The sequence below is a fragment of the Burkholderia sp. AU44665 genome (assembly GCF_030504405.1).
GTDB classification, from domain to species: domain Bacteria; phylum Pseudomonadota; class Gammaproteobacteria; order Burkholderiales; family Burkholderiaceae; genus Burkholderia; species Burkholderia semiarida.
The window spans coordinates 481,114-504,822 of the sequence record NZ_JAUJRI010000001.1 but is presented as its reverse complement, the minus strand read 5'-3'; the positions used below and the strand labels follow the sequence as shown (position 1 = coordinate 504,822).

Below are 23,709 nucleotides of genomic sequence, written 5' to 3'. Positions count from 1 at the left end.
GCGACCGTCCGATACAGCAGATGTGGCGCGGCGCTATCAACGCCGCGAGGATCGCGCGATGCTGTGCTTGATGATGCCCGCACTGGCGGTCGTCGTGATTTTGCTCGTCGTGCCGCTCGCATGGCTGTCGTGGCAGTCGATCCATCAGGATGGCGGCTTCACGTTGGCGAACTACCGGCGCATTTTCAGCGGCACCTACCTCGATACATTCCTGCTCACCTTCAAACTGAGCGCAATCGTCACGGGTGTGACGTTGCTGCTCGGCTATCCCGTCGCGTTTCTCGCCGCATCGGTGCGCCCCAAGCTGGCTGCGCTGATCCTCGGGATGGTCATCCTGCCGTTCTGGACGAGCGTGCTGGTGCGTACCTATGCGTGGCTCGTGCTGCTGCAGCGCACCGGCCTCATCAGCAAGGCGTTGGTCGCATCGGGCCTGGTCGACCACCCGGTACAGCTCGCCTATAACCAGTTCGGCACGATCATCGCGATGGTGCATATCCTGTTGCCGTTCATGGTGCTGCCGCTCTATTCGGCGATGCAGAAGATTCCGACGAGCTTGTCGCACGCGGCTGCAAGCCTCGGTGCGTCACCCGTCCATGCGTTCCTGCGTGTATTCCTGCCGCTGTCCATGGGCGGGGTACTTGCGGGCGTGACGCTCGTCTTCGTGCTCTGCCTGGGTTTTTACATCACGCCCGAACTGATGGGGGGCGGCAAGTCGATCATGGTGTCGATGGTGGTGAGCCGAAACGTCGAAATTTATAACAGCTGGGGTGCGGCAAGCTCGCTGAGCGTCGTGCTGCTGCTTTGCGTGTTCGCGATCTTTTATGCGACGAGCCGCCTCATTCCGCTCGACAAGACCCTGGGGGTAAAGTGAAGCCGAATCCATTCGCGCGCGGGCTGCTGATTGCGGTGGTCCTGCTGATCCTCGCCTTCCTGATGATTCCGGTGGTCATCGTTGTACCGCTGTCGTTCTCCGATACGCGCTTCATGACCTTTCCGCCGCCAGCGCTATCGCTGCGGTGGTACGAGGCATTCTTCGGGAACCCTGATTGGCTGGCGGCTGCCCGAACGACGCTCGCCGCATCGTTCGGCGCCACGGCAATCGCGACACCCCTGGGCATCGCGGCTGCATACGGGATCGAACACGGCACCCATGCGTGGATCCGCCATTTGCGGACGGCTTTGATGCTGCCGTTGATGGTACCGATCATCATCGTCGCGATTGGCGTGTTTTTCGTCTATTCGCAGCTCGACTACGTGAACACGCTGGGCGGCCTGATCCTTGCCGATACGATGCTCGGGCTGCCGTACGTCGTGATCTCGGTGGGTGCAGACCTGCGCTCGTTCGATCATGCGCAGGAAATGGCGGCCCGTAGTCTCGGCATGAACCGACTGCGCAGCTTCCTGACCGTCACGCTGCCGCAGATCCGCTCGAGCGTGATCTCGGGCGCGGTGTTCGTGTTCATCCAGGCACTCGACGAGACGGTCGTTGCATTGTTTGTCTCGGGCGGCCCGAATCAAACGCTGACCCGGCGGATGTTCGTGACGTTGCGAGACGAGATTGACCCGACGATCGCCGCTATCAGCACCATGCTGACGGCGCTGACGCTGACGCTCGTACTGATCGTCGTCGTTAGCCGGCGTGGCGGCGGTCCTGCGCAGGCGGCGCGGGCTTGACCCCTATCGACATCGTTCATATCCGACGAGAGCCTGCATGAGAAACGCGTTGAACTTCTATATCGACGGCGCGTGGGTCGCGCCCGCCGGCAGCGGGCGGCTTGCGGTAACCGATCCCTGCACCGAAGCACCGTTCGCCTACGTCGCGCTTGGCGATGCTCGGGATGTCGAACGAGCCGTGGCCGCCGCGAAGCGCGCGTTCGCGACCTTTTCGCTGACGGATCCGGCGGAACGCGTCGCGCTCGTGCGTCGGATACTCGACGTGTACCTGACCCGCTGCGACGACATCGCCGACACGATCTCGCGCGAAATCGGCGCGCCACGCCAGTTCGCGCACGAATGGCAGGCGGGACTCGGCCGCCGGCATCTCGAGGAACTGCTACGCACCTGCGAGACCTTCGCGTGGCAGCGCCGCAAGGGCACGACGCTCGTGCGCCATGAACCCGTCGGCGTCGTCGCGCTCATCACGCCGTGGAATTGGCCGATGAGTCAGATCGTCTGCAAGGTCGCGCCGGCGCTCGTTGCCGGCTGCACGATAGTGCTCAAGCCGAGCGAGATTTCTCCACTCAACGCAACGATCTTCGCCGAGGTGCTCGACGAGGCAGGCGTGCCGGCCGGCGTGTTCAACCTCGTGCACGGCGACGGCCCGACGGTCGGCTCGGCGCTTTGCTCGCACCCGGACGTCGACATGGTGTCGTTTACCGGCTCGACGCGAGCGGGCATTCAGGTTGCAGCGGCCGCGGCGGCGAGCGTGAAGCGCGTTCACCAGGAATTGGGCGGCAAATCAGCGAATCTGCTGCTGGACGATGCCGATTTCGAGATCGCCGTGACGAAGGGCGTGAACAGTTGCTTCAGCAACAGCGGCCAATCGTGCAATGCGCCGACTCGGATGCTCGTGCCCGCGTCGCGGCACGAAGAAGTGATCGGGATCGCCCGTCGCGCGGCAGCGGCGCATCGTCTCGGGCCTGCCGACGCGGCGGGCGTCACGATGGGGCCGGTCGCCAGCGACGTGCAGTTCGAGCGTATCCAACACTCGATCGCGGTCGGTATCGCAGAAGGGGCGATGCTGGTCGCGGGCGGGCTCGGCCGACCCGACGGGCTCGAGCGAGGGTACTACGTGCAACCGACCGTATTCGCCGGCGTGCGTCCGGACATGACGATTGCACGCGAGGAGATCTTCGGCCCCGTGCTGGCCATCCTGCCGTACCGGAACGACGAGGACGCGATCGCCATTGCGAACGATAGTCCCTATGGCCTCGCCGCCTATGTCCAGTCGACCGATATCGAACGAGCGCGCCGTGTGGCGTTCAGACTGCGCGCGGGGAGCGTCTATCTGAACTATCCCGAGTGGGATCCGGGCGCACCGTTCGGCGGCTACAAGCAGTCGGGCAACGGGCGAGAGTACGCCGAGTGGGGAATCGAATCGTTTCTCGAGGTCAAGGGCGTCGTCGGGTACGGACATTGAGCGTATCGCCGGCTTCCGGCTGGCCTGCCACCGCAGCCGGCCGAACGTTATGCGGTCCGTCCGCGCAAGCCATCGGCGATCCGCTCGGCGATCATGATCGTCGGCACATTCGTGTTCGCGCATGGGATCGACGGCATCAGCGACGCGTCGCACACGTACAGTCCGTCGAGACCGTGTACCGAACCGTCTGGGGCCGTGACCGCGAGCGGATCGCTGGCCGCGCCCATCCGGCAAGTACCCGACGGATGCCATGTTCCACCGACCGATCGCATGACGAATTCCGTCATTGCGGCGTCGTCCGTCAGCAGTGTGTCGAGTGAAACGCCCGACGTGACGAAACGACCGATCAGCGTTGCGCGCAACGGGCCGGCGAAGTCGAGGAGCGCGCTGAATGTCCCGCGCTGCATTGCGTTCCATGCTCCCGGGCGCGCAACGGACGCAACGCGCGGTGAGTAGCTCGACGGAAAGCGTGGCCCGATGGACGCGGAAAGTTTCGCGTCCGCGAGGGTGGCCGCACCGAAGCGTACGGCTCCCTTTAGCCGTTCGAGGTCGCGCGGATCCGAAAGCATCGAGAAGTCGACCGTCGGTTCGTCCTCGACATGCCGCGACGCAAGCGTCACGCGTCCCCGCGAATACGACTTGTTCACCCAGAAGAACATCGTGCCGAGCCGATAGCCGATCGAATGCCAGCCCGAGCGGGACAGAATTGCGCCGTGCATATCGCCCGCGGGCGTGCCGGGTAATCCCGACGAGTATCGAACGACCGCCTGCTCGTGATGCCCATCGGGAAAGGGCGTGCGCATCGCGCGCGGCAAGAATGCCGACACGGCAATGGAGGGATGCTCCATCAGGTTGCGGCCTACTCCGTCGCGCGCCGCGACTACATCGATGCCGAGCGCGGAAAGGTCCGCCGCAGGACCGACGCCGCTGCGCATCAGGAGCGCCGGGCTATGCAGCGCGCCGGCGCAGACGATGAGTCGTCGCGCGCTCAACGTAAGGCGCGTGCCGTCGGCGCCGCGCAGCTCGGCACCTGTAGCGCGGCGTCCTTCGAACAGCACGCGCTCAACGAGCCTATCCGTGAGGACAGTCAGGTTGGAACGTGCGCGGGCGGCTGCGTCGAGATAGCAGACCGATGTCGGGATACGCTCCCCGGCGTCGCTGACGGCGATCGCGCCGACGAACGTGCCGTCCTCCCAAGCGCCATTCTGGTCGGCGCGCCGCGGAAAACCGCGTCGCTCCAGCGCGCCGATCGCACCGCGCACGAACGGCGAGAGCCGATCGTCGCGAGCGCGCCGAACCCGCACCGGCCCGTTCGTGCCGTGCAGCGGGCCGGTGAGATCGCAATCGGTCTCGAGCCCGACGAAGTACGGCAGACAACTGGACCAGTTCCAACCCGATGCACCAAGCGATTCCCATTCGTCATAATCGCCGGGTGCCCCGCGATTGGCCATCAAAGCGTTGATCGCCGACCCACCGCCGAGCAACCGTCCCTGCTCGTAGCGGCGCGGCGCGGCGGGCCAGCGCATGCTCGCGTGCAGATGCTGCCAGATGTTGCGGGGGTCCAGGTATGCGCGTCCGGGATATTGGCTGCGGATGGCAGCAGGCATCGAAGCGTGCGTGAGATCCCGGCCGGCCTCGATCAGACACACGGTTCGGCTTGCGTCCTCGCTGAGCCGAGCCGCCAGGACGCACCCGGCCGAGCCGCCGCCGAGTATCAGATAGTCGTACATTGGGGCGCGTGAAAAGGAGCAAACAAGTCGCGCGGCGCGGCGCGCCATCGCACGGCAAGCGGCACGGCAGGCCCGTCGCCGCCGCGTCTCGACTGATCTATTGCTGCATGAACTTCAGCCAACGAGCCTTCGCCTGGATGCCCGCATCCGACGCCCACCACTCCTCCGACATCAGCACCTGCTTGCTCGCATTCTCGGGCGAGCTCGGCAACTCGCTTGCGCGTTTGGCCGAGATTTTGCCGGTCTTGTAGGCGGCCGGATTGCCGGGACCGTAGTCGATATAAGCCGGAAGGTTGGCCTGCAGGTTCGGCGATACCGCGGCGTCGACGAAACGCACCGCATTCGCAAGGTTCGGCGCGTTCTTGAGAATGCACAGCTGCGTATTCTGCAAAATGCCGTCATTGTAGGTGAACGCGATGTCGGGATTGTCTTTTGCGATCGTGCTCGCACGGCCGTTCCAGATCATCTCCATATCCACTTCGCCGTCATGCAGCAGTTGCGCGGACTGGCCGCCCGAGGTCCACCACACTGCAATACCGGGCTTGATCTGGCCGAGCTTCTTGAATGCACGATCGACATCGAGCGGATAGAGCTTGTCGCGCGGCACGCCGTCAGCGAGCAGCGCGGCTTCGAGCACCGTCTGCGGATCGTTGCGCAGCGCGCGCGTTCCGGGGAAGTCCTTCACGTTCCAGAAGTCCGCCCAACTTTGAGGCGGCTTCTTCACGGTTTTCTTGTTGTAGCCGATGACCGTCGAATAGAACTCGTATGCGACGGAATAAGGCGTCCGATATTTTTCCGGGACCGATGCGGCATTCGGCATCTTCGAAAAATCGAGTTTCTCGAGCAGCCCTTCACGGCCGCCGCGCAGGCAATTGGAAGTGGGCGTGTCGACGACATCCCAGATCGGCTTGCCCGTCGCGCCCTGCGCCTTGATTTGCGGCCACGCGTCCGGAATGCTGTCCTGCTTGATCGTAATACCCAGCTCTTTTGCGGCCGGGTCCAGTATCGCCTTTGTCTGCGCTTCCTGATAGGCGCCGCCTTGCGATACGAACGTGATTTGCCCGGCGGCGAGCGCGGTTGCACTGGTCGCGCAACCGAGCGAAAGTGTTATGGCAGCCGGACACAGCTTCATCAGTTTTTTCACGGATCTTCCTCGACGCAGTTAAGCGAAAACATCGTTCGTAAGCTTGCCCTGCCTATCGGTGCGGCTGTCCGCCGCAAACCGGCACTTCATGCGTCGAAATATAGTGAGCAAAGTTCACGGGGACAACATCGAAATTGTTTGAGCGGGTATGACACGATGTAATGGCTGAGGCGCGCTCATTCAGGCTAAACCCGAGGTCCGGATTCGTCACATCTCGGCCCAGGGCCCGTTCACATTGGATGATTTTGAGGTTATGCTTCGACGGAAATCTCCGAAGCCCAATTCAACGGATCGAACATTGCTCGCCGAGGCAGCCTGGCAATGTGAGCCTGTCCAACCAAGTGCTCGACGCGATCCTCCATGTTGTCGAGCACGGGCGTAAATGGCGCAGCCCGCCGCCGCGCTTCGGTCGCTGGCACACGATCTACACACGTATGAATCGCGGGTCCCGCAACGGCATCCTGGACCGCGTGTTCACGAAGTCGCAGCGCGCGCAGTCGTGCGGCTATCCCGTCGATTGAAGGGCTTTCGTCGCACCCTGTCGCGCTTCGACAAACTCGATTGGATGGTCATTGCCTTGATCAACCTCGCGTTGATCATCGAAGCACTTTTCCGTCCGCCGCGGCACCCGCGGCGGGTCCCGTTCACTCCTCCCCCACCACGCTCATGCAGATCGATCTGAAAGGCAAGACCGCGGTCGTCACCGCTTCCACCGCCGGCATCGGGTTCGCGATCGCCGAAGGGCTCGCGCGCGCCGGCGCGCACGTCGTCGTCAACGGCCGCAGCGACGCGTCGGTGCAGTCCGCGCTCGAGAAACTGCGCGACGGCGTGCCAGACGCAAGCCTCGACGGCGTCGCCACCGACCTGTCCGACGCGGCCGGCGTCGCGCGCGTCACGCAGCACACGCCGGATGCCGACATTCTCGTCAACAACGCGGGCATTTACGGCCTGAAGCCGTTCTTCGACATCGACGACGCCGAATGGGAACATTATTTTCAGATGAACGTGATGTCCGGCGTGCGGCTCGCGCGGCATTACCTGAAAGGGATGATCGAACGCAATGCCGGGCGCATCGTGTTCATTTCGTCGGAATCGGGCTTGAACATCCCGGTCGACATGATTCATTACGGGTTCACGAAAACCGCGCAACTGTCGATCGCGCGCGGCCTCGCGAAGCTCGCGGCGGGCACCCGCGTGACCGTCAATTCGGTGCTGCCGGGGCCGACGATGTCGGAAGGCGTGCGCGAGATGCTGAAGGCGCAGGCCGACGAAACGGGCCGCAGCATCGACGACATCGCGGTGGAATTCGTGCGCAGCGAGCGCGCGAGCTCGATCATCCAGCGGCCGGCGACGACCGAGGAAGTCGCGAACCTGGTCGTGTACGTGTGCTCGCCGCAGGCGTCGGCGACGACCGGCGCGGCGTTGCGCGTCGATGGCGGCGTGGTCGACACGATAGCGTGACGACTGCGTGACACGCTCGCGCGGCGCAGGGCGGCCGCGCTAGCGCGAAGCGGCCTTGTCCGAGCGAAGCGCACCCTTGCGGTCGGCGTCCATGCAGGAATCGAAGCCGTACCGCGTAACGACGCCGGCCTTGTCGAACACGACGAAGTACGCGCGGTGATCGTTGCCGTGCTCGATGAAATAGTTGTAGCAGACGCCGCTGCCGTTGCGGACCATCCACACGCTGCGCGGGTTGCCGGCGGCGCGGACGACGTCGGCGCGCGTCGCGCCATGCCGCGACGCTGCCCGCGCGAGCGGCGTGCGCGAGTACGAGAACGGCAGCCACGCGTCGAACCAGGCACAGCCGTGCAACATCAGGCAGCCGGCGGCCACGGACAGCGCCGCCGCGGGACGGGACATCGAAATCAATCGCATGCTCGGGAAATCTGCTGCGCCATGCCGGCGTGATCGAAAGCCCCATGCTACTCGACCTTTGGGTCCGGATCGAAAAGAAATGTAGAGATCTCTGTCCGAATCCCCGCGCTGGCGTGCATCCGCGCCAGCCGAATCGTCAACGAACGTTGCAACCGGCGCCCGTGCACGCATCCGCGCCGCTGCACCGCCGCGTCGAACCGATGCAGCGGCATGCGCGGTCAGGCAATCCATTCGGCCCACAGCATCGTCAGCACCGTCATCAGCGCGGGACCGACGAACAGCCCGATCAGGCCGAACGTCTCCGCCCCGCCGAGGATGCCGAACAGCACGAGCAGGAACGGCAGCCGTGTCGAACCGCCGATCAGCACCGGCCGCACGAAATGCTCGGCGACGAACACGACGATGAACCCGAGCGCCGCGATCACGACGGCCCACATCGTCGCCCCCTGCACGAACAGCCAGAGCGCCGCGCCGCAGAACACGACCGGCGCACAGAACGGCAGCATCGCGGCGACCGCCGTGACGAGGCCGAGCAGCGCCGCGTGCGGAACGCCCGCGAGCGCATAGGCGACGCCGAGCAACGCGCCCTCGCCGAGCCCGACGACGACGAGCCCCGTCACCGTGCCGTACACGGCCGCGACCATGCGCTCGATCAGTTCCGCGCCGTTGCGCCCGAACGCACGCCGCGCGCCCTGCAGCAACGCACCCGACAGCTTGTGGCCGGCGCGCAGGATCACGAACAGCGTGACGAGCATGAAGCCGAATTCGAGCAGCACGTGCGCAAGCTTCGTGCCGAAGTGCCGGCCGAACGCGATGAATTTCTCGCCGTTGACGCCGTGCATCGCGGTGGCCGCATGCAGCGGATGGCCGAGATTGGCCTGCCACCATTCGGTGATCTGCGCCGCGCCGTACGGCAACCGGCTGACCACGTCCGGCAGCGGAATGCCGTTGTCCTGGATCGTGCGCAGCCACTCGCGCAGATCGTGCGCCTGTGCGATCGCCTGGGTCGTCGCGACGGCCACCGGCAGCACGACGAGCAGCGAAATCGCCGCCGTGATGACGGTCGCGATCAGCGTCGGCCGGTTGCGGAACAGCCGGTGCGATTCAAAGCATTTCAGCAGCGGCCACATCGCGATGGCGATCACGCAGGCCCATGCGATGGCGGGAATGAAATCGCGGATCACCCACAGCGCGAGCACCAGCAACGCCGCATACAGCGCGACGCGGGCGATCTGCTGAGCGCGCGGCCGCGCGGCGGAATCGGAAGACGACGGGACATGCGCGCCCATGGCACCTCGGTCGAAATGAAAAAATGGCGGTTCGCGCAGGCAACCGGCCTGCGCGAACCGCCATTCTATCCATCGGCGCCGGATCGGCGGCACGCGCGATGCGCGGGCCGCCCGGGCGCTGCGTCGTCACGCGTCGCTCACGCCACCTTGTCGGCGACCCGGTAGCGCTCGAGCCAGTGCGCGTACGGCGCGGGCAGCGTCCACGACGGACGCTCGACACCGAGCTGCCTGGCCGCGTAGTACGGCCAGTGCGGATCGGCCAGGTGCGCGCGGCCGACCATCACGAGATCGAGTTGCTGCTCCGCCACCACGCGATTCGCCAGTTGCGGCGTATCGATTCCCCACGCGGACGACACCGGCAGCCCGGCCTCGCGGCGCACGCGCTCGGCGATCGGCGCGAGAAACGCCGGGCCCCACGGAATCTGGGCGTCGGGCGTCGAGAAGCCGACCGACACGCTCAGCATGTCGAGCCCTTCGAGCTTCATCCGCTGCGTGAGCGCGATCGACTCGGCGAGCGTCTCCTCGTCGCGACCGTCGTATTCGATCACGCCGAGGCGCGCGGTCAACGGCAGATGCTCGGGCCAGACCTTGCGAACGGCCGCGAGCGTGTCGACGAGGAAACGGCCGCGGTTCTCGGCCGAACCGCCGTATTCGTCGGTGCGCTGGTTCGAATGCACCGAGAAGAAGCTCTGGCCGAGATAGCCGTGCGCGAAGTGCAGCTCCAGCCATTCGAAACCGAGGTCGCGCGCGCGCCGCGCCGCCGCGACGAAGTCGGCCTGCACGCGCGCGATGTCGTCGCGCGTCATTTCGCGCGGCACCTTCGGCAGATGCGCGCCGAACGGCACGGCCGACGGCGCGATGGTCTGCCAGCCGCGCGGATCGCCGTCGGCGATATGGTCGTCGCCTTCCCACGGGCGGTTGGCGCTCGCCTTGCGGCCCGCGTGCGCGAGCTGGATGCCGGGCACCGCGCCGGCCGCCTTGATCGCCGCCACCGACGGCGCGAACGCGTCGGCCTGCGCGTCGTTCCACAACCCCGCGCAGCCCGGCGTGATGCGGCCTTCCGGCGACACGGCCGTCGCCTCCGCGATCACGAGGCCCGCGCCGCCGCGCGCGATGCCGGCCAGATGCACGTGATGCCAGTCGTTGACGACGCCGTCCTCGGCGACGTACTGGCACATCGGCGGCACCGCGATACGGTTGCGCAGCGTGACATCCTTGAGTTTGAACGGTTCGAACAGGGCAGACATCCACGACTCCTTTGCTTGGTTCTGCAAAACGGCTGGGAATGCGCCGTGCGGGGCGCACGGCGCAACGATGCGGGCCGTCGGCGGGCCGGCTGCGCCCGGCGACGGCAAGGACGCGGCGCCGGCCGGGCCGGCGCCGCGTGTTTAGCGGTGGCCGAGCTTCGCGAGCAGCGCCTCGGCCGCGGGCGCCGACGACGCGGGGTTCTGCCCGGTGATCAGCAGCCCGTCGGTGACGACATGCGGCGCCCAGTCGGCGCTGCGCTCGAATGCCGCGCCGTTGGTCTTCAGCATGTCCTCGACGAGGAACGGCACGACTTCGGTCAACTCGACGGCCGCTTCCTCGCTGTTGGTGAAGCCCGTCGCACGCTTGCCGCGCACGACCGACTCGCCGGTCTGCGGGTTCTTCACGTGGCGCAGCACGCCCGGCGCGTGGCAGACCGCGGCGACCGGCTTGCCGGCCGCGAGCGCGCGCTCGATCAGGCCGATCGAATGCAGATCCTCGGCGAGATCCCACAGCGGGCCGTGACCGCCCGGGTAGAACACGGCGTCGTAGTCGTCCGCCGACACATCGGCCAGCTTGCGCGTCGACGCGAGTTCGGCCCGGGCCGCCGCATCGGCGTCGAAGCGGCGCGTCGCGTCGGTCTGGGCCGTCGGGTCGCTGCTTTTCGGGTCGAGCGGCGGCTGGCCGCCCTTCGGCGACGCCAGCGTCAGCTCGACGCCCGCATCCTTGAACGTGTAGTACGGCGCGGCCAATTCCTCGAGCCAGAAGCCGGTTTTCTTGCCGGTGTCGCCGAGCGTGTCGTGCGAGGTCAGGACAACCAGAATCTTCATGATCGGACACTCCTTCGAAAATGAACGGGGAACGACGCCGCGCGTCGCGGCACGCCTGTCGGTTAGTCAGGCGGCGCGCGGCAACGTGCGAATCATTTCTCCGCATGCGATATATGCCTATTAGACCAGTCGTCTAGAAGCGGCCGAAATAAAACGACGGCGTCCCGCTGCCTGAATCCGCCGGGGACGTCGCCGCATTCACCAGCACGGATCATATCCCTGGATTAGACCGGTCGTCTAGAAGAACACGCATTCGCCCCTGCCGACGTCATGGCCTTTGCGACGGCGCGTCGTTCGACCACGCCCGCCGCCCCGCTCATCCGCCCTCGGTTCGCCGCGGCCGGAGGACCTAGCCGCGCAACGGACCGTCCGTGTCGCCCGCTTCGATCGTCGGCGCTTCGAGCCGATGCTCATGCGCGCCGTCGTCCAGCAGCCGCAGCATCAGTTCCGCCAGCGCGCGCCCGGATGCATGCCCGGTCGGCTGCACGACCGCCGTGACACGATACGGATGCGCGATATCGGGCGGCACGCCGTCATAGACGATCAGCGACAGGTCCGCACCCAGGCGCACCCCGCTGTCGACCAGCGCGCGAAATGCGCCGCCGCCCGCGATGTTGTTGTCGACCAGCAGCGCGGTCGGCGGCTCGGCCTGCGCAAGCAGCGCCCGCGCTGCCTGCCCCCCGCCGTCGTGCGTAAACGGGCACTCGACGAGCAGCGCCGGATCCGCGTCGATACCGGCTTCGCGCAATGCCGACAGACAGCCGGCGCGCCGTTGCGCGGCGAAATTCAGCGCCAGCGGTGCGCTGATCATCGCGATGCGCCGATGCCCGAAGCCGATCAGCCGGCGCACCGCGTCGCGCGCGCCCGCCTCGTTGTCGAAGTCGAACCATGCATACGGGCCGGCCGACTGCGTGCGGCCGTACGCGACATACGGAAACGCGCTCGCCTGCAGGTACGCGAGCCGTGGATCGTCGACCAGCGTGCGCGCGACGATCAGCCCGTCGACGAGCTTGCCGTCGACGATCCGCCGGTAGGTGTCCAGTTCCGCATTCGGTCGCGCGGACGCGATGATGAAATCGAGATTGCGCTCGGCGAGCCGCTCGGTGATGCCCGCGACGACCTCGCCGAAGCGCGGATCGCCGAGATCGCCGGCGCCGAACGGATAGACGATGCCGATCATGTCGGCCCGCCCCGTCGCCAGCCGGCGCGCGGTCGGATCGGCCACGTAGCCCATTTCCCGCGCGGCCTTCGCCACGCGCTCGCGCGTCGCCTCGCTGACGTCGTCGTAACCGTTCAACGCACGGCTGACCGTCGTGCGCGACAGACCGAGCGCGTCCGACAGCGCCTTCAGATTCACCTTCACCGTCACTCCTCGCATTCGCCGCTCCGCCCGGCCGCCCGACCATCGGGACACACCGACCAGGTAATTATTTCCAATTGGTAACGATTACCGTCAATTAAATATCTTTTGCGTTCCAAACCGGTTTGAAATAGCATCCAAACCGGTTTGGACATCGATGCCCACTCAGCCGTTCACTTTCACCTTTCCAGGAAACAACGACGAGATGACATACTTTCCCCTTTTCCGCCCGACCGCGGCCAAACGTTTGCTGCTCGCTGGCGGCGCACTCGCCGCCTTCGCGTCCGTCGCGCACGCGCAGTCCGGCGGCACGGGCGCGCCCCTGCCCACGCCCCACACGCAGCAAGCCTACGATCCCGAAGGCAACTTCACGATGCGCTGGACGCGAGCGGACATCCGCCAGATCGTCGCGCAATCGCACACCGCCGGTGCCGACAAGAACTCGCTGCCGCAAGCACTGACGATGCCGGACATCCCGCAGGACTTCCCGCTGATCAACTCGAACGTGTGGGTGTGGGACACGTGGCCGCTGGCCGACCTGCGCGCGAACCAGCTCAGCTACAAGGGCTGGGAGGTGATCTTCTCGCTCACCGCCGATCCGCACGCGGGCTACACGTTCGACGACCGGCACGTGCACGCCCGCATCGGCTTCTTCTATCGCCGCGCGGGCATCCCCGCGTCGCAACGCCCCGCGAACGGCGGCTGGACCTGGGGCGGCCACCTGTTCCCGGACGGCGCGAGCGCCAAGGTATTCGGCACCGCGCCGATGACCAACAACGCCGAATGGTCGGGCTCCGCGCGCCTCACGCACGGCAGCAACGTCAGCCTGTACTACACCGCGACGTCGTTCAACCGCTCGGCGCCCGGCGGCGCCGACATCACGCCGCCGCAGGCGATCATCACGCGCGCCGACGGCAACATCCACGCCGACGACAAGCACGTGTGGTTCACCGGCTTCGGCGATCACAAGCCGCTGCTGGAACCGGACGGCAAGTACTACCAGACCGGTCAGCAGAACACCTACTTCTCGTTCCGCGATCCGTTCGTGTTCACCGACCCCGCGCATCCGGGCAAGACCTACATGGTGTTCGAAGGCAACACCGGCGGCCCGCGCGGCGCACGCACCTGCACCGAGGCCGATCTCGGCTACGCGCCGAACGATCCGAACCGCGAAGACCTCAACGCGGTGATGAATTCGGGCGCAGTGTATCAAAAGGCCAACGTCGGCCTCGCGGTCGCGACGAACCCGCAACTGACCGAGTGGAAGTTCCTGCCGCCGATCCTGTCGGCGAACTGCGTCGACGACCAGACCGAGCGCCCGCAGATCTATCTGAAGGACGGCAAATACTACCTGTTCACGATCAGCCACCGCACGACGATGGCGGCCGGCGTCGACGGCCCGGACGGCGTGTACGGCTTCGTCGGCAACGGCATCCGCAGCGACTTCCTGCCGCTGAACGGCGGCAGCGGCCTCGTGCTCGGCAACCCGACCGACTTCTCGGCCCCGGCCGGCGCGCCGTATTCGCAGGACCCGAACCAGAACCCGCGCGAATTCCAGTCGTATTCGCACTACGTGATGCCGGGCGGGCTCGTCGAGTCGTTCATCGATGCGATCGGCCCGCGCCGCGGCGGCACGCTCGCACCGACGGTGAAGGTGAACATCAACGGCACGTCGACGTCGGTCGACCGCGCGTATGGACGCGGCGGCCTCGGCGGCTACGGCGACATCCCGGCGAACCTGCCCGCGACGGGGGCCGGCCACAACGACGGCAACGCCCAGGCCAATTAGGATCACCAACGATAACCGTCGTCGATAAAGGCACGAGGTTCAGGAGGCGCGTATCGCGCGTGTCGCGTGTGCGCCTCCTCTTTTTTCTTTCCTCCATTGCGCATGCCGCCGTTGCAGCGGCATTCGCCCTCCTTTCCCGCTTCGCCCGACGGAGCACCGGATCACGCATGAGATCAATGTTGTTCGGCCTTTCCGGCCCTTCCGGCCTTTCCGTCCATTTCGCCGCGCTGCTGCTTGCCGCGGCCGCCTGCACGCATGCCGCCGCCGCACCCTGCGGCGCGCCGGCCGAAAACGGCACGCCGCAATGGCGCCCGGCCCTCCACTACACGCCGCAGCGCAACTGGATGAACGATCCCAACGGGCTCGTGTACGAGAACGGCCGCTATCACCTGTTCTATCAGTACAACCCGCTCGGCAACGACTGGGGCAACATGTCGTGGGGCCATGCGACCAGCACCGATCTCGTCCACTGGCGCGAGCAGCCGGTCGCGATGCGCGCGAACGCCACCGAGGAAATCTTCTCGGGCTCGATCGTCGCCGATACGCTGAATACGTCCGGCCTCGGCACACCGGGCCACACGCCGCTCGTCGCGCTTTACACGAGCGTCTACAAGCCCGGCTCGGGTCACGCACCCGGCATACAGGCGCAGTCGCTCGCGTACAGCCTCGATCGGGGCGCGACCTGGCAGCCGTATGCGCACAATCCGGTGCTGACGCTCGATCCGGAATCGAAGCAATTTCGTGATCCGAAAGTGTCGTGGTATGCACCGGGCGGCTACTGGTTGATGACGACGGTCGTCGCCGACGCGCACGTCGTGAAGCTCTATCGTTCCGACGACCTGATCCACTGGTCGTTCCTGAGCGACTTCACGCTGCCCGACGTGCCGCATGCGGGCGCGCTGTGGGAAATGCCGGATCTCGTGCCGCTGCCGCTCGACGACGATCCGGAGCGAATCAAATGGGTGATGATCGTCAACGTCAACCCGTGGTCGATCGCCGGCGGTTCCGGCGCGATGTATTTCGTCGGCAACTTCGACGGCCGCACGTTCGTGCCCGACCGCGTCGCGCCGGCCGGCTCGGATCCCGCGCAATTCCGCTGGGTCGATCACGGCGCCGATTTTTATGCGGCCGGCACGTTCTCCGGCGCGCCCGGCGCCCGGCCGGTCGCGATCGCATGGATGAGCAACTGGGATTACGCGGCGAAAGCGCCGACCGCCCCGTGGCGCGGCGCGACCACGCTGCCGCGCGAGCTGTCGCTGAAGACGATCGGCGGCGAGCCGACCCTCGTCGTCGCGCCAGCCGCCGCCTTCGACGCATGGGCCGACGGCCGGCCCGCCGTGCACGAAGGCGACGTCACGGTCGACTCCGCGACGCGGGTGCTGTCGGCCGCGACGCGCGGCGTCGTCCAGCGCATCACGGTGACGATCTCGCCTCGGCATGCGGCGCGCGCGGGCCTGATCGTCCGGCGCTCGGCCGACGGCGGGACCGGCACGCGAATCGTGTACGACACGACGAAGCGCACGCTGACGCTCGACCGGTCGCAATACGGCGACACGAATTTCGCCGGCACGTTCAGCCGCGAGCACATCGTCGATCTGCCGCTCGAGCACGGGCAATTGCGGCTCGAAATCGTCGTCGATCGCGGGTCGGTCGAAGTATTCGCGAACGGCGGCCGCGTGGCGCTGACCGACCTGATCTTTCCGCCGCTCGAGGCGGACCGCGTGGCCGTGTTCGCCGAGCACGGCCGCGCGACGTTCTCGGGATTGACGGTGACGCAGCTGAAAGCCGGCGACGATACACGTGGCGCCTGTGCGTCCCGATAGGTGCGGGTGACGGGGCCGCGCGTCCGGCATCGCATCGCCGGCGACGGTCCCCGCCCGTCTGGCTCGTCAGAGCAACCCCATCCCGCCCGACGCGATGATTTCCGCACCGACGATGAACGCGGATTCCGGCGCGCTCAGGTGCAGCACCGTCGACGCGATTTCATCCGGCGTGCCGAAGCGGCCGATCGGCACGAGGCCCTTGATTTTCTCGGCCGTCTCGTCGAGCGCCGCCGCATCGAGCCCGAGCTTGCCGTACAGCGGCGTCTGCACGGGCCCGGGGCTCACCACGTTCACGCGCACGCCGTACGGCAGCAGTTCCGTCGACAACGTCTTCGCGAACGAATTGACGGCCGCCTTGCTCGCCGCGTACACCGACGAGCCGGGCATCCCGACATGCGCGTTGATCGAGCCGTTGATCACGATCGAGGCGCCGCGGTTCAACAGCGGCACGAGCGACTGGATCTGGAAATACGCGCCCTTCACGTTGGTGTTGAACACGAGATCCCACATCGCTTCGTCGCTGTCGGCGAACGGCGCGAGTTTCGCGACGCCCGCGTTGACGAATACGGCGTCGAGCCGCACGCCGGCGGCGGCGAGCGCATCGGCCAGCGCGCGGGCCGACGCGACGCTGCCGGCTTCGTTGCGAATCGCGAGCGCCCCTTCGCCGAGCGTTTGGCGGGCGGCTTCCAGCGTCTGGGCGTCGCGCCCGGTGATGACGACCCGCGCGCCTTCGGACGCGAATGCCCGGGCGGCCGCCAGGCCGATGCCGCTGTTGCCGCCCGTGACGAGGACCGTCTTTCCTTCGAAGCGTTGCATGATGTTCTCCTGTGAACCGGTGAGTTGACCGTGAACACAGGATGCGCGCGGCGCCCGACCTTGCCGTACGACGGGCGCGACGAACATGTTCGAAAACGTCGAACATGTTCGCGCGGGCGCGTTCAGCCGACCACGTCGATCCCGTCGAGCAGCCGCCGTGCGAGTCTCGGCTCGCGCAATTGCTCCAGCCACCATTGCAGTGCGCGGCCGTCGCGATCGCCGTGCCACGCGACGTACAACAGATTCGGCTCGCGCGGATCGGCCGTCTGCTTCTCGACCAGTTCGCCGCGCGCGAGCAGCGACGCGACGCGCCGGCGCGGCACCCAGCCGACGCCGAGCGCATCGCGCTGCGCGAGGATCTTCGCGCGCATCGACGGCACCGCGAGCACGGCCTGCCCGCCGAGCAGGCCATACGCGCGGCCGGCCGCGCGCCGCGACGAATCGGCGACGACGACCGAGCGGTGCGCACCGATCGCGTCGCGCGTCAGCGGGCCGCGCGCGGACGCCAGCGGATGGCGCGGCGACACCGCGAACACCCACTCCATCGCGCCGAGCTCGAACCACTTGAGGCCCGGAATGGCCGGCGGCTCGTTGGTCGCGCCGACGACCAGATCCGCGCGGCCGTCGCGCAATGCTTCCCAGGTCCCGCCGAGCACCTCGTGCGTGAAACGCAGCGACACGCCCGAATCGAGCGCATCGAAGGTGCGGACGACCGGCACGAGCGTATCGAACTCCAGCACCTCATCGCTGACGATCCACAGCCGGTCCTCCCAGCCGCTCGCGACCTGCCGCACGCGCTGCGTCAGCCGGGCGACGTCGAGCGCGAGCCGCGCCGCCTCGTCGGCCAGCAGTTGTCCGGCCGGCGTGAGTTGCAGCCGGTAGCCGCGCCGGTCGAACAGCAGCGCGTCGAAGCGCGTTTCGAGCTGGCGCGCCGCGTGCGACACCGTCGACGGCGCCTTGCCGAGCCGCGCGGCGGCACGCGACAGGCTGCCGGTGGCGCGGATCGCGTCGAGCAGCGCCAGTTCGTCTTCGGACAGCATGAGGTCGCTCCGCGGTGAGGTTTGTCGTGGATCGTAAGGCAGCAGCGCACGGCGGTCCAATCGCGCGATGGCGGCCGCGGCCGCGAGCCACGAACCGCCGCCGGCGCGCTCGACTTCCGGTATGCTGGCCGAGGCGAAATGACACGAATCGAGGTAACCACTGCGATGGACATCGCGATCCGCATCGAAGGCCGTCACGACCTGACGGGGCAAATCTTCCGGCAACTGCGCACCGCGATCGTCGACGGGCGTCTCGAAGCCGGCGCGCGGCTGCCGTCGACGCGCGACCTCGCGAAACAGCTCGGCGTGTCGCGCAAGACGACGCTCGACGCGTTCGAGCGCCTGGTGGCCGAGGGTTACCTGAATACGCGCGCCGGCGACGGCACGTTCGTCGCGGCGGGCCTCGCGCGCGTGCCGCACGCCGCGGCCGCGTCGGCGCCGTCGATCGTCGACGAGATGCCGCGCATCGACGCGGTCGATGCACGCGCGCTGTGGAACGACCTGCCGGACGCGCTCGCGATGCCCGCGCCGCATGATTCGCCCGGCTTCGACTTTCGCGGCGGCGTGACCGACAAGACGCTGTTCCCGTTCGACGCATGGCGGCGCTGCCTGCATCACGCGCTGCGCCAGCAGGCGCGCGGCCCCGGCCAGTATCACGATCCGGCCGGCGACCCGCAGTTGCGCGGCGCGATCGCGCGCTACGTCGGATTCAGCCGCGCGGTCGCATGCAGCTGGGACGACGTGCTCGTCACGCAAGGCGCGCAACAGGCGCTCGACCTGATCGCGCGCGTCGTCGTGCGGCCGGGCGACGTCGTCGCGGTCGAGGATCCCGGCTATCCGCCCGCGCGCGCCGCGTTCGCGTCGCTCGGTGCGACGGTGATCGGCGTGCCGGTGGACGCGCACGGCCTCGTCACGGAACGGCTGCCGGACGACGCACGGCTCGTCTACGTAACGCCGTCGCACCAGTTCCCGCTCGGCATGCCGATGACGCTCGACCGCCGCGTCGCGCTGCTCGAATGGGCGCAGCGCCGCCGCGCGGTGATCATCGAGGACGACTACGACGGCGAATTCCGCTTCGAAGGCCGCCCGGTCGAATCGCTGAAGAGCCTCGACCGCACGGGCCTCGTCGCGTACGTCGGCACGTTCTCGAAGACGATCTTTCCCGAGCTGCGGATCGGCTACGCGATTCCGCCGCGCGCGCTGCGCGGCGCGCTGGCCAAGGCGAAGCAGATCGTCGACTGGCACACGTGCACGCTGACGCAGGCGGCGCTCGCGCGCTTCATGCACGATGGCGATTTCGCGCGGCACCTGAAACGCGTGCAGAAGCACTACGACGCGCGGCGCAAGGTGCTGATCGCGCACCTGCGCGGCGAACTCGCGCCGTGGTTCGACGCGATCGTGCCGACCGCCGGCATCCATCTCGCCGCGCGCCTGAAGCCGGGGCTCGACGAAGCGGCGCTGGTCCGCGCGGCGCGGGCGCAGGACATCGGCCTGTACGGAATCTCGGCGTTCCACGCGGGCGTGCCGGTGCGCGCCGGGCTGCTGTTCGGCTATGGCGGAATCGACGCGCTGCGCATCGACACGGCGCTCGCGAAGCTGGCCCGGCTGCTGGAAGCCGGCATCGCGGGCGGGCCGTCACTGGTTACCTGAATTTCCACGGAATTGGCTATTCAAGCAGGCCAGTACGCGTCCTAAAGTGGGTCCTGTCGCGCCACCCCGGCGCTACCCAACCGAAAAGGACCTGCCATGCAACCGCGCCTGAACTTCTATGCCGCCAGCCCGAATGCGATCAAGGTGATGCGCAACGCCGAGGAATTCCTCGCGAAGTGCTCGATCGAGAAGCCGCTCGCCGAACTCGTCCGTCTGCGTGCGTCGCAGATCAACGGCTGCGCGTTCTGCGTCGACATGCATACGAGCGACGCACGCAAGGGCGGCGAAACCGACCGCCGTCTCGCGACCGTCGTCACGTGGCGTGAAACGCCGTTCTTCACTGAGCGCGAACGCGCGGCGCTGGAATGGACCGAGGCGCTGACGCTGGTGGCCGGCAACCACGTGCCCGACGCCGTCTGGGAAGCCGTGAAGCCGCATTTCACCGACGAGGAGCTGTTCGACCTGTCGATGCTGATCGCGACGATCAACTCGTGGAACCGCTTCGCGATCGCGTTCCGCAAGATGCCCGAGTAAGGCGGCGACGATGATTCGCTCCCCGCTCCATCGCATCGCGCCGTGCATCGGGCTCGTGCTCGCGGCGGCACTGCCGGCCGCCGCCCACGCGCACGACGCCGGCGACAGCGTCCACGCGATCATGCAGCAGGCCGTGCCCGAAGCGCCCGGCAAGCTCGTCGTCGTCGCGACGGTCGACTATGCGCCCGGTCAGGCGTCCGACGCGCACCGGCATCTCGGCTCGGTGTTCGCGGTCGTGTCGAAAGGCGAAGTGCTGTCGCAGGTGAACGGCGGCCCGCTGCGCCGCTATCGCGCCGGCGAAGGCTGGTACGAGCCGCCCGGCTCGCGCCATCAGGTATCGCGCAACGCGAGCGCGACCGAGCCCGCGCAACTGGTCGTGTTCGGGCTGACGGGCGAGCATCAGCCGCTGAAATCGCCGATCGATCAGTGATCCGGAGAATCGGACGAATCGGGCGAATGCTCGCGACGTAAACGAAAAAACCGGCTCGAAAGCCGGTTTTTTCATACCGCATGCCGTGAGCGGCGCTCGCGCGCCGCGCGACGTTTAGAAGCGGTGGATCATGCCGACGCCGACAGCGATCTGGTTCTGCTTCGAACCTGCCGCCACGCCGTCGCCGATCTGCGTCGTTGCTGCCTGGATGGTGCCAGTCTTGCTCAGCGTATTGCCCGACGCGTGCTGGTAAGCCTCGAGTGCGTACAGGCCCGTGCGCTTCGACAGGCTGTAGTACTGCGACAGCGTGACCTGATGGTACTTGGCCGCGCTCGTGATGCCGTTCGACTGCGTCGCCGCCGTGTACGAGTAGCCGACCGCGAAGTCCCACTGAGCCGCTGCCTTCCAGTGCAGCACGGCGCCGGCCGTGTTGAAGATCGCGCTGTTGCGGAACACCGAGCCGACGCCCGGCGTGTACTTGACGTTCGTGTACGACGCCGACACATCCCACGCCGGCGTGAACTGGTAACCGGCCGTCACGCCGATGCGCTGCTGCGACTGCGCCGTCTGATAACCGGCATTGAGCGCCGACACCGCCGGCTGGCCGCCGCTCGTGACCGTCGAGTTGTCGCCCCACACGCCGCCGCCGAGCGTCGAGTTGTTGACCTTCTGATAGCCGACCGCGATGCCTGCCGGGCCGTTCAGGTACTGGACCGCCGCGCTCCACGTCGAGCCGCGGTTGACGCTGCCCGGCACGCCGCCGAACGAGTACGAACCGCCGACCGTGAAGCCGTAGAACTTCGGCGACATGTAGACGAGCGAGTTGTTCGCGCGGTAGCTGGTATCCAGCGAGTCGATATCGCCCGGGTGCGCGCCGTATGCGCCCGTCAGCCACGTCGTCGGGCTGTACGGCGACAGCAGCGTGTAGTACGCCGTGTACTGACGGCCGGCCGTCAGCGTACCGTACGCCTGGTTCGTCATACCGACCCATGCCTGGCGGGTGAAGATGCCGCCTGCCCATTGCGACGCGCCGGTCGCCGAGTTCACGCCTGCTTCCAACTGGAAGATCGCCTTCGTGCCGCCGCCGAGATCTTCGCTGCCCTTCAGGCCGAAGCGGCTGCCTGCCCATACGCCGGTGGACATCGATACCTTCGAGTGACCGCCGGTCGTCGCACCCGTCGACGGGGCCGCGTTGTTCTGGTATGCCAGGCCGTTGTCGACGATACCGTACAGGGTCACGCTGCTCTGGGCGTGGGCGGCGGTAGCGGCTGCGAGACCCACTGCCGTCATGGCGAAAGCGACGCGCTTTTTCATTGATTCTCCGTCCTCAAAGAATGTTTCTTTTCTGGTGTGGTTTTGTGACCGACACATGTGCGAGTACATGCCGACGCGATTCTGACGGATTACCAATTGTTTCCCAACATGTGCAGTCGGTCATCGTATGATCGACGCAACGCGGGCGTTCACCAAACGGTTACATAACAGCTCGAAATGCTTGTGCGGCGGGCCTTTCCGGCATTTGCCGGTGAAAACCCTAGCTTTACATTTTTACGGGTGCAACGCGACCGTCCGATGTCGTCAGACGCCTTCGGCAACCAAACATCTTACAAATGCGCGATCGAAGCTGACGCCGCGATTCACGCCGCCGCGCAGGATCGCCGACGTTCGTGACACCCACATTTCGAGACACGAAATCATGAAAACGTTTTTGTCCGTGCACGGGGCACGGGAGATCGGACGGGAACGGCCCGGCGAGCGCGGGCCGGGACGCGACGTCGGTGCCGGTCGCACCGACGCGCTTCAGTGCTGCGACGCGGGGCGCGCGAGCCGCGCGGTCACGGCGTCGGCGAGCGCGCTCAGGCGCGCGCGGATCGCCGTGTTCGAACCGACCAGCGCGAGCGACGCCGCCATGATCCGGTAGACGCGCTTTCTCGGCACCTTGGCCGGCTGCGCCGGGTCGAGCCACGCAGCGTGGCCGGCCAGCAGTCCGAGCGTTTCGAGGCCGATCATGATCGGCCACAGGCAGGCGAGCCGAAGCCGCACGAAACGACGCGGGATCGCGAGCGTATACAGGCATGCGTCGCGATACTGGTCGAGCGCGCCGCGCAGCAGGTCGACCAGCACGCCGCGTGCGCGCGCCGACGCATCGGGCCGCATCAGGTCGGCCACGACGAGCCCGTGCGCGCGCAGCACGTCGTCGGGCAGGTAGCAGCGGCCGATGCGCAGGTCCTTCGCGCAATCGCGCAGGATGTTCGTGATCTGCAGCGCCTTGCCGAAACGAATGCCCTTCTCGCGCATGTCCGGCAGGTCCCAGCCGCGCGCGGCGCGCGTGTGCGCGCCCGTCATGTCGGTCCAGAATTCGCCGACGCAGCCGGCGACGAGGTACGTGTAGCGGTCGAGTTCGCCCCGCGTGGACAGCGATGCGACCTGCCCCGACCGCTCGTCCGGAAACGTGCGCAGGTCGAATTCCATCCCCGCGGTGAGCGTCGCGACGACCTTGCGGATCGACGCGCGATCGACCTCCGGCTGCGCGCGCAGCAGCGCGAGCATCGGCTCCATCGAGCCGAGCAGCAGGTGTTCGTGCGAATCGGTCTGCATCCGCGTCACGTCCTCGAGCGAACGCGACAGCGCCGCGCCGTCGCCGAGACGCTCGATGTCGTCGCGCAGGTCGGTCAGCAGCGCCGCGCGCCGGTCGGGCGCGACGAGCGCCGTGTCGGCGATCGTGTCGGCCGCGCGTGCAAGCAGATACGCGAGGCCGACCGGGTCGCGCATGCCGTCGGGCAGCACGCGCAGCGTCAGGTAGAAGGAGCGGGATACGTTCTTCAGCAGGTCGCCGAGCAGATAGGCGGGATCGGTATGGGTCGTCATGAGTCGGGAAAGATCGGCCGGCGCGGGCCCCGGACGCACACGGGCGCCGGGCGCCCGCGCCGGCCCGCGAGTCGCCGCATCGTCGCGCGCGGCGGGCGTCGGCCCCGGTGCGGCGATGCAAAATTCCCGCAAGTTTAGTGCATCCGG

Annotated in this window: 21 protein-coding genes; 10 read left to right on the top strand and 11 right to left on the bottom strand. The window is 67.1% G+C overall.

Translation table 11 applies throughout. The features are described from left to right. Positions 1 to 58: 58 nt before the first annotated feature. The 3 genes from QZM15_RS02240 to QZM15_RS02230 are packed head-to-tail and all read left to right on the top strand — an operon-like array spanning position 59 to position 3,139. Positions 59 to 871, top strand: coding sequence for an ABC transporter permease (locus QZM15_RS02240; RefSeq protein WP_302105986.1), 813 nt, complete (start codon positions 59 to 61; stop codon positions 869 to 871). Further along, complete coding sequence (locus QZM15_RS02235; protein WP_302105697.1) at positions 868 to 1,674, top strand: ABC transporter permease; 807 nt, start codon at positions 868 to 870, stop codon at positions 1,672 to 1,674. Before QZM15_RS02240 ends, QZM15_RS02235 begins: the two co-directional genes overlap by 4 nt. A 37-nt stretch (positions 1,675 to 1,711) precedes the next feature. After that, positions 1,712 to 3,139 carry an aldehyde dehydrogenase family protein gene (locus QZM15_RS02230; RefSeq protein WP_302105696.1) on the top strand — a complete coding sequence of 476 codons (1,428 nt, stop codon included), beginning with the start codon at positions 1,712 to 1,714 and terminating at the stop codon, positions 3,137 to 3,139. Positions 3,140 to 3,186: 47 nt separating this feature from the next. Here the strand turns inward: QZM15_RS02230 and QZM15_RS02225 are convergent, their stop codons facing one another. Continuing rightward, the gene (locus QZM15_RS02225) at positions 3,187 to 4,869 is read right to left on the bottom strand and encodes a GMC family oxidoreductase (protein WP_302105695.1); all 1,683 of its coding nucleotides are present in this window, start codon (positions 4,867 to 4,869) and stop codon (positions 3,187 to 3,189) included. A gap of 97 nt (positions 4,870 to 4,966) precedes the next feature. Continuing rightward, on the bottom strand, positions 4,967 to 6,001 hold the full coding sequence (locus tag QZM15_RS02220) for an ABC transporter substrate-binding protein (RefSeq protein ID WP_302105984.1): 1,035 nt from the start codon (positions 5,999 to 6,001) through the stop codon (positions 4,967 to 4,969). Between the two features lie 335 nt (positions 6,002 to 6,336). Between QZM15_RS02220 and QZM15_RS02215 the strand changes: the two genes are divergently transcribed. Then, positions 6,337 to 6,534: a transposase gene (locus tag QZM15_RS02215; protein ID WP_302105694.1), complete on the top strand. Its 198-nt coding sequence runs from the start codon at positions 6,337 to 6,339 to the stop codon at positions 6,532 to 6,534. A 145-nt stretch (positions 6,535 to 6,679) separates the two neighbouring features. Further along, entirely contained in the window at positions 6,680 to 7,474 is a 795-nt protein-coding gene (locus tag QZM15_RS02210; RefSeq protein ID WP_302105693.1) for an SDR family NAD(P)-dependent oxidoreductase, read from the top strand. A 39-nt stretch (positions 7,475 to 7,513) separates the two neighbouring features. On the opposite strand, the gene QZM15_RS02205 is transcribed toward QZM15_RS02210, so the two are convergent. The 5 genes from QZM15_RS02205 to QZM15_RS02185 form a co-directional block, all read right to left on the bottom strand. Continuing rightward, entirely contained in the window at positions 7,514 to 7,888 is a 375-nt protein-coding gene (locus QZM15_RS02205; RefSeq protein ID WP_059639406.1) for a hypothetical protein, read from the bottom strand. A gap of 218 nt (positions 7,889 to 8,106) precedes the next feature. Continuing rightward, entirely contained in the window at positions 8,107 to 9,177 is a 1,071-nt protein-coding gene (locus QZM15_RS02200; RefSeq protein ID WP_059574519.1) for an AI-2E family transporter, read from the bottom strand. Between the two features lie 137 nt (positions 9,178 to 9,314). After that, on the bottom strand, positions 9,315 to 10,424 hold the full coding sequence (locus QZM15_RS02195) for an NADH:flavin oxidoreductase/NADH oxidase (RefSeq protein ID WP_059574521.1): 1,110 nt from the start codon (positions 10,422 to 10,424) through the stop codon (positions 9,315 to 9,317). Between the two features lie 141 nt (positions 10,425 to 10,565). After that, a complete protein-coding gene (locus QZM15_RS02190; RefSeq protein ID WP_302105692.1) occupies positions 10,566 to 11,252 on the bottom strand; it encodes a type 1 glutamine amidotransferase domain-containing protein in 687 nt (228 codons plus the stop codon). 349 nt (positions 11,253 to 11,601) lie between these two features. Beyond that, a complete protein-coding gene (locus QZM15_RS02185) occupies positions 11,602 to 12,630 on the bottom strand; it encodes a substrate-binding domain-containing protein (protein ID WP_124658109.1) in 1,029 nt (342 codons plus the stop codon). A gap of 187 nt (positions 12,631 to 12,817) precedes the next feature. Here QZM15_RS02185 and QZM15_RS02180 point away from each other — a divergent pair, with 187 nt between their 5' ends. Then, on the top strand, positions 12,818 to 14,401 hold the full coding sequence (locus QZM15_RS02180) for a glycoside hydrolase family 68 protein (protein ID WP_124658108.1): 1,584 nt from the start codon (positions 12,818 to 12,820) through the stop codon (positions 14,399 to 14,401). Between the two features lie 167 nt (positions 14,402 to 14,568). Next, a complete protein-coding gene (locus tag QZM15_RS02175; protein WP_302105691.1) occupies positions 14,569 to 16,224 on the top strand; it encodes a glycoside hydrolase family 32 protein in 1,656 nt (551 codons plus the stop codon). Between the two features lie 66 nt (positions 16,225 to 16,290). Here QZM15_RS02175 and QZM15_RS02170 read toward each other — a convergent pair whose 3' ends face one another. Next, positions 16,291 to 17,040, bottom strand: coding sequence for an SDR family oxidoreductase (locus QZM15_RS02170; protein WP_124859104.1), 750 nt, complete (start codon positions 17,038 to 17,040; stop codon positions 16,291 to 16,293). Positions 17,041 to 17,162: 122 nt separating this feature from the next. Further along, entirely contained in the window at positions 17,163 to 18,080 is a 918-nt protein-coding gene (locus QZM15_RS02165; RefSeq protein ID WP_302105690.1) for a LysR family transcriptional regulator, read from the bottom strand. 165 nt (positions 18,081 to 18,245) lie between these two features. On the opposite strand from QZM15_RS02165, the gene QZM15_RS02160 reads away from it, so the two are divergent. The 3 genes from QZM15_RS02160 (at position 18,246) to QZM15_RS02150 (ending at position 20,694) form a co-directional block, all read left to right on the top strand. Next, a complete protein-coding gene (locus tag QZM15_RS02160; protein WP_302105983.1) occupies positions 18,246 to 19,730 on the top strand; it encodes a PLP-dependent aminotransferase family protein in 1,485 nt (494 codons plus the stop codon). A 96-nt stretch (positions 19,731 to 19,826) separates the two neighbouring features. After that, the gene (locus QZM15_RS02155) at positions 19,827 to 20,264 is read left to right on the top strand and encodes a carboxymuconolactone decarboxylase family protein (RefSeq protein WP_059574538.1); all 438 of its coding nucleotides are present in this window, start codon (positions 19,827 to 19,829) and stop codon (positions 20,262 to 20,264) included. A gap of 10 nt (positions 20,265 to 20,274) precedes the next feature. Next, positions 20,275 to 20,694 (top strand): cupin domain-containing protein, encoded by a 420-nt coding sequence (locus QZM15_RS02150; RefSeq protein ID WP_059574540.1) that lies wholly within the window; start codon positions 20,275 to 20,277, stop codon positions 20,692 to 20,694. Positions 20,695 to 20,808: 114 nt separating this feature from the next. On the opposite strand, the gene QZM15_RS02145 is transcribed toward QZM15_RS02150, so the two are convergent. Further along, entirely contained in the window at positions 20,809 to 22,008 is a 1,200-nt protein-coding gene (locus tag QZM15_RS02145) for a porin (RefSeq protein WP_059574542.1), read from the bottom strand. 486 nt (positions 22,009 to 22,494) lie between these two features. Beyond that, on the bottom strand, positions 22,495 to 23,562 hold the full coding sequence (locus QZM15_RS02140; protein WP_302105689.1) for a squalene/phytoene synthase family protein: 1,068 nt from the start codon (positions 23,560 to 23,562) through the stop codon (positions 22,495 to 22,497). Positions 23,563 to 23,709: the final 147 nt, after the last annotated feature.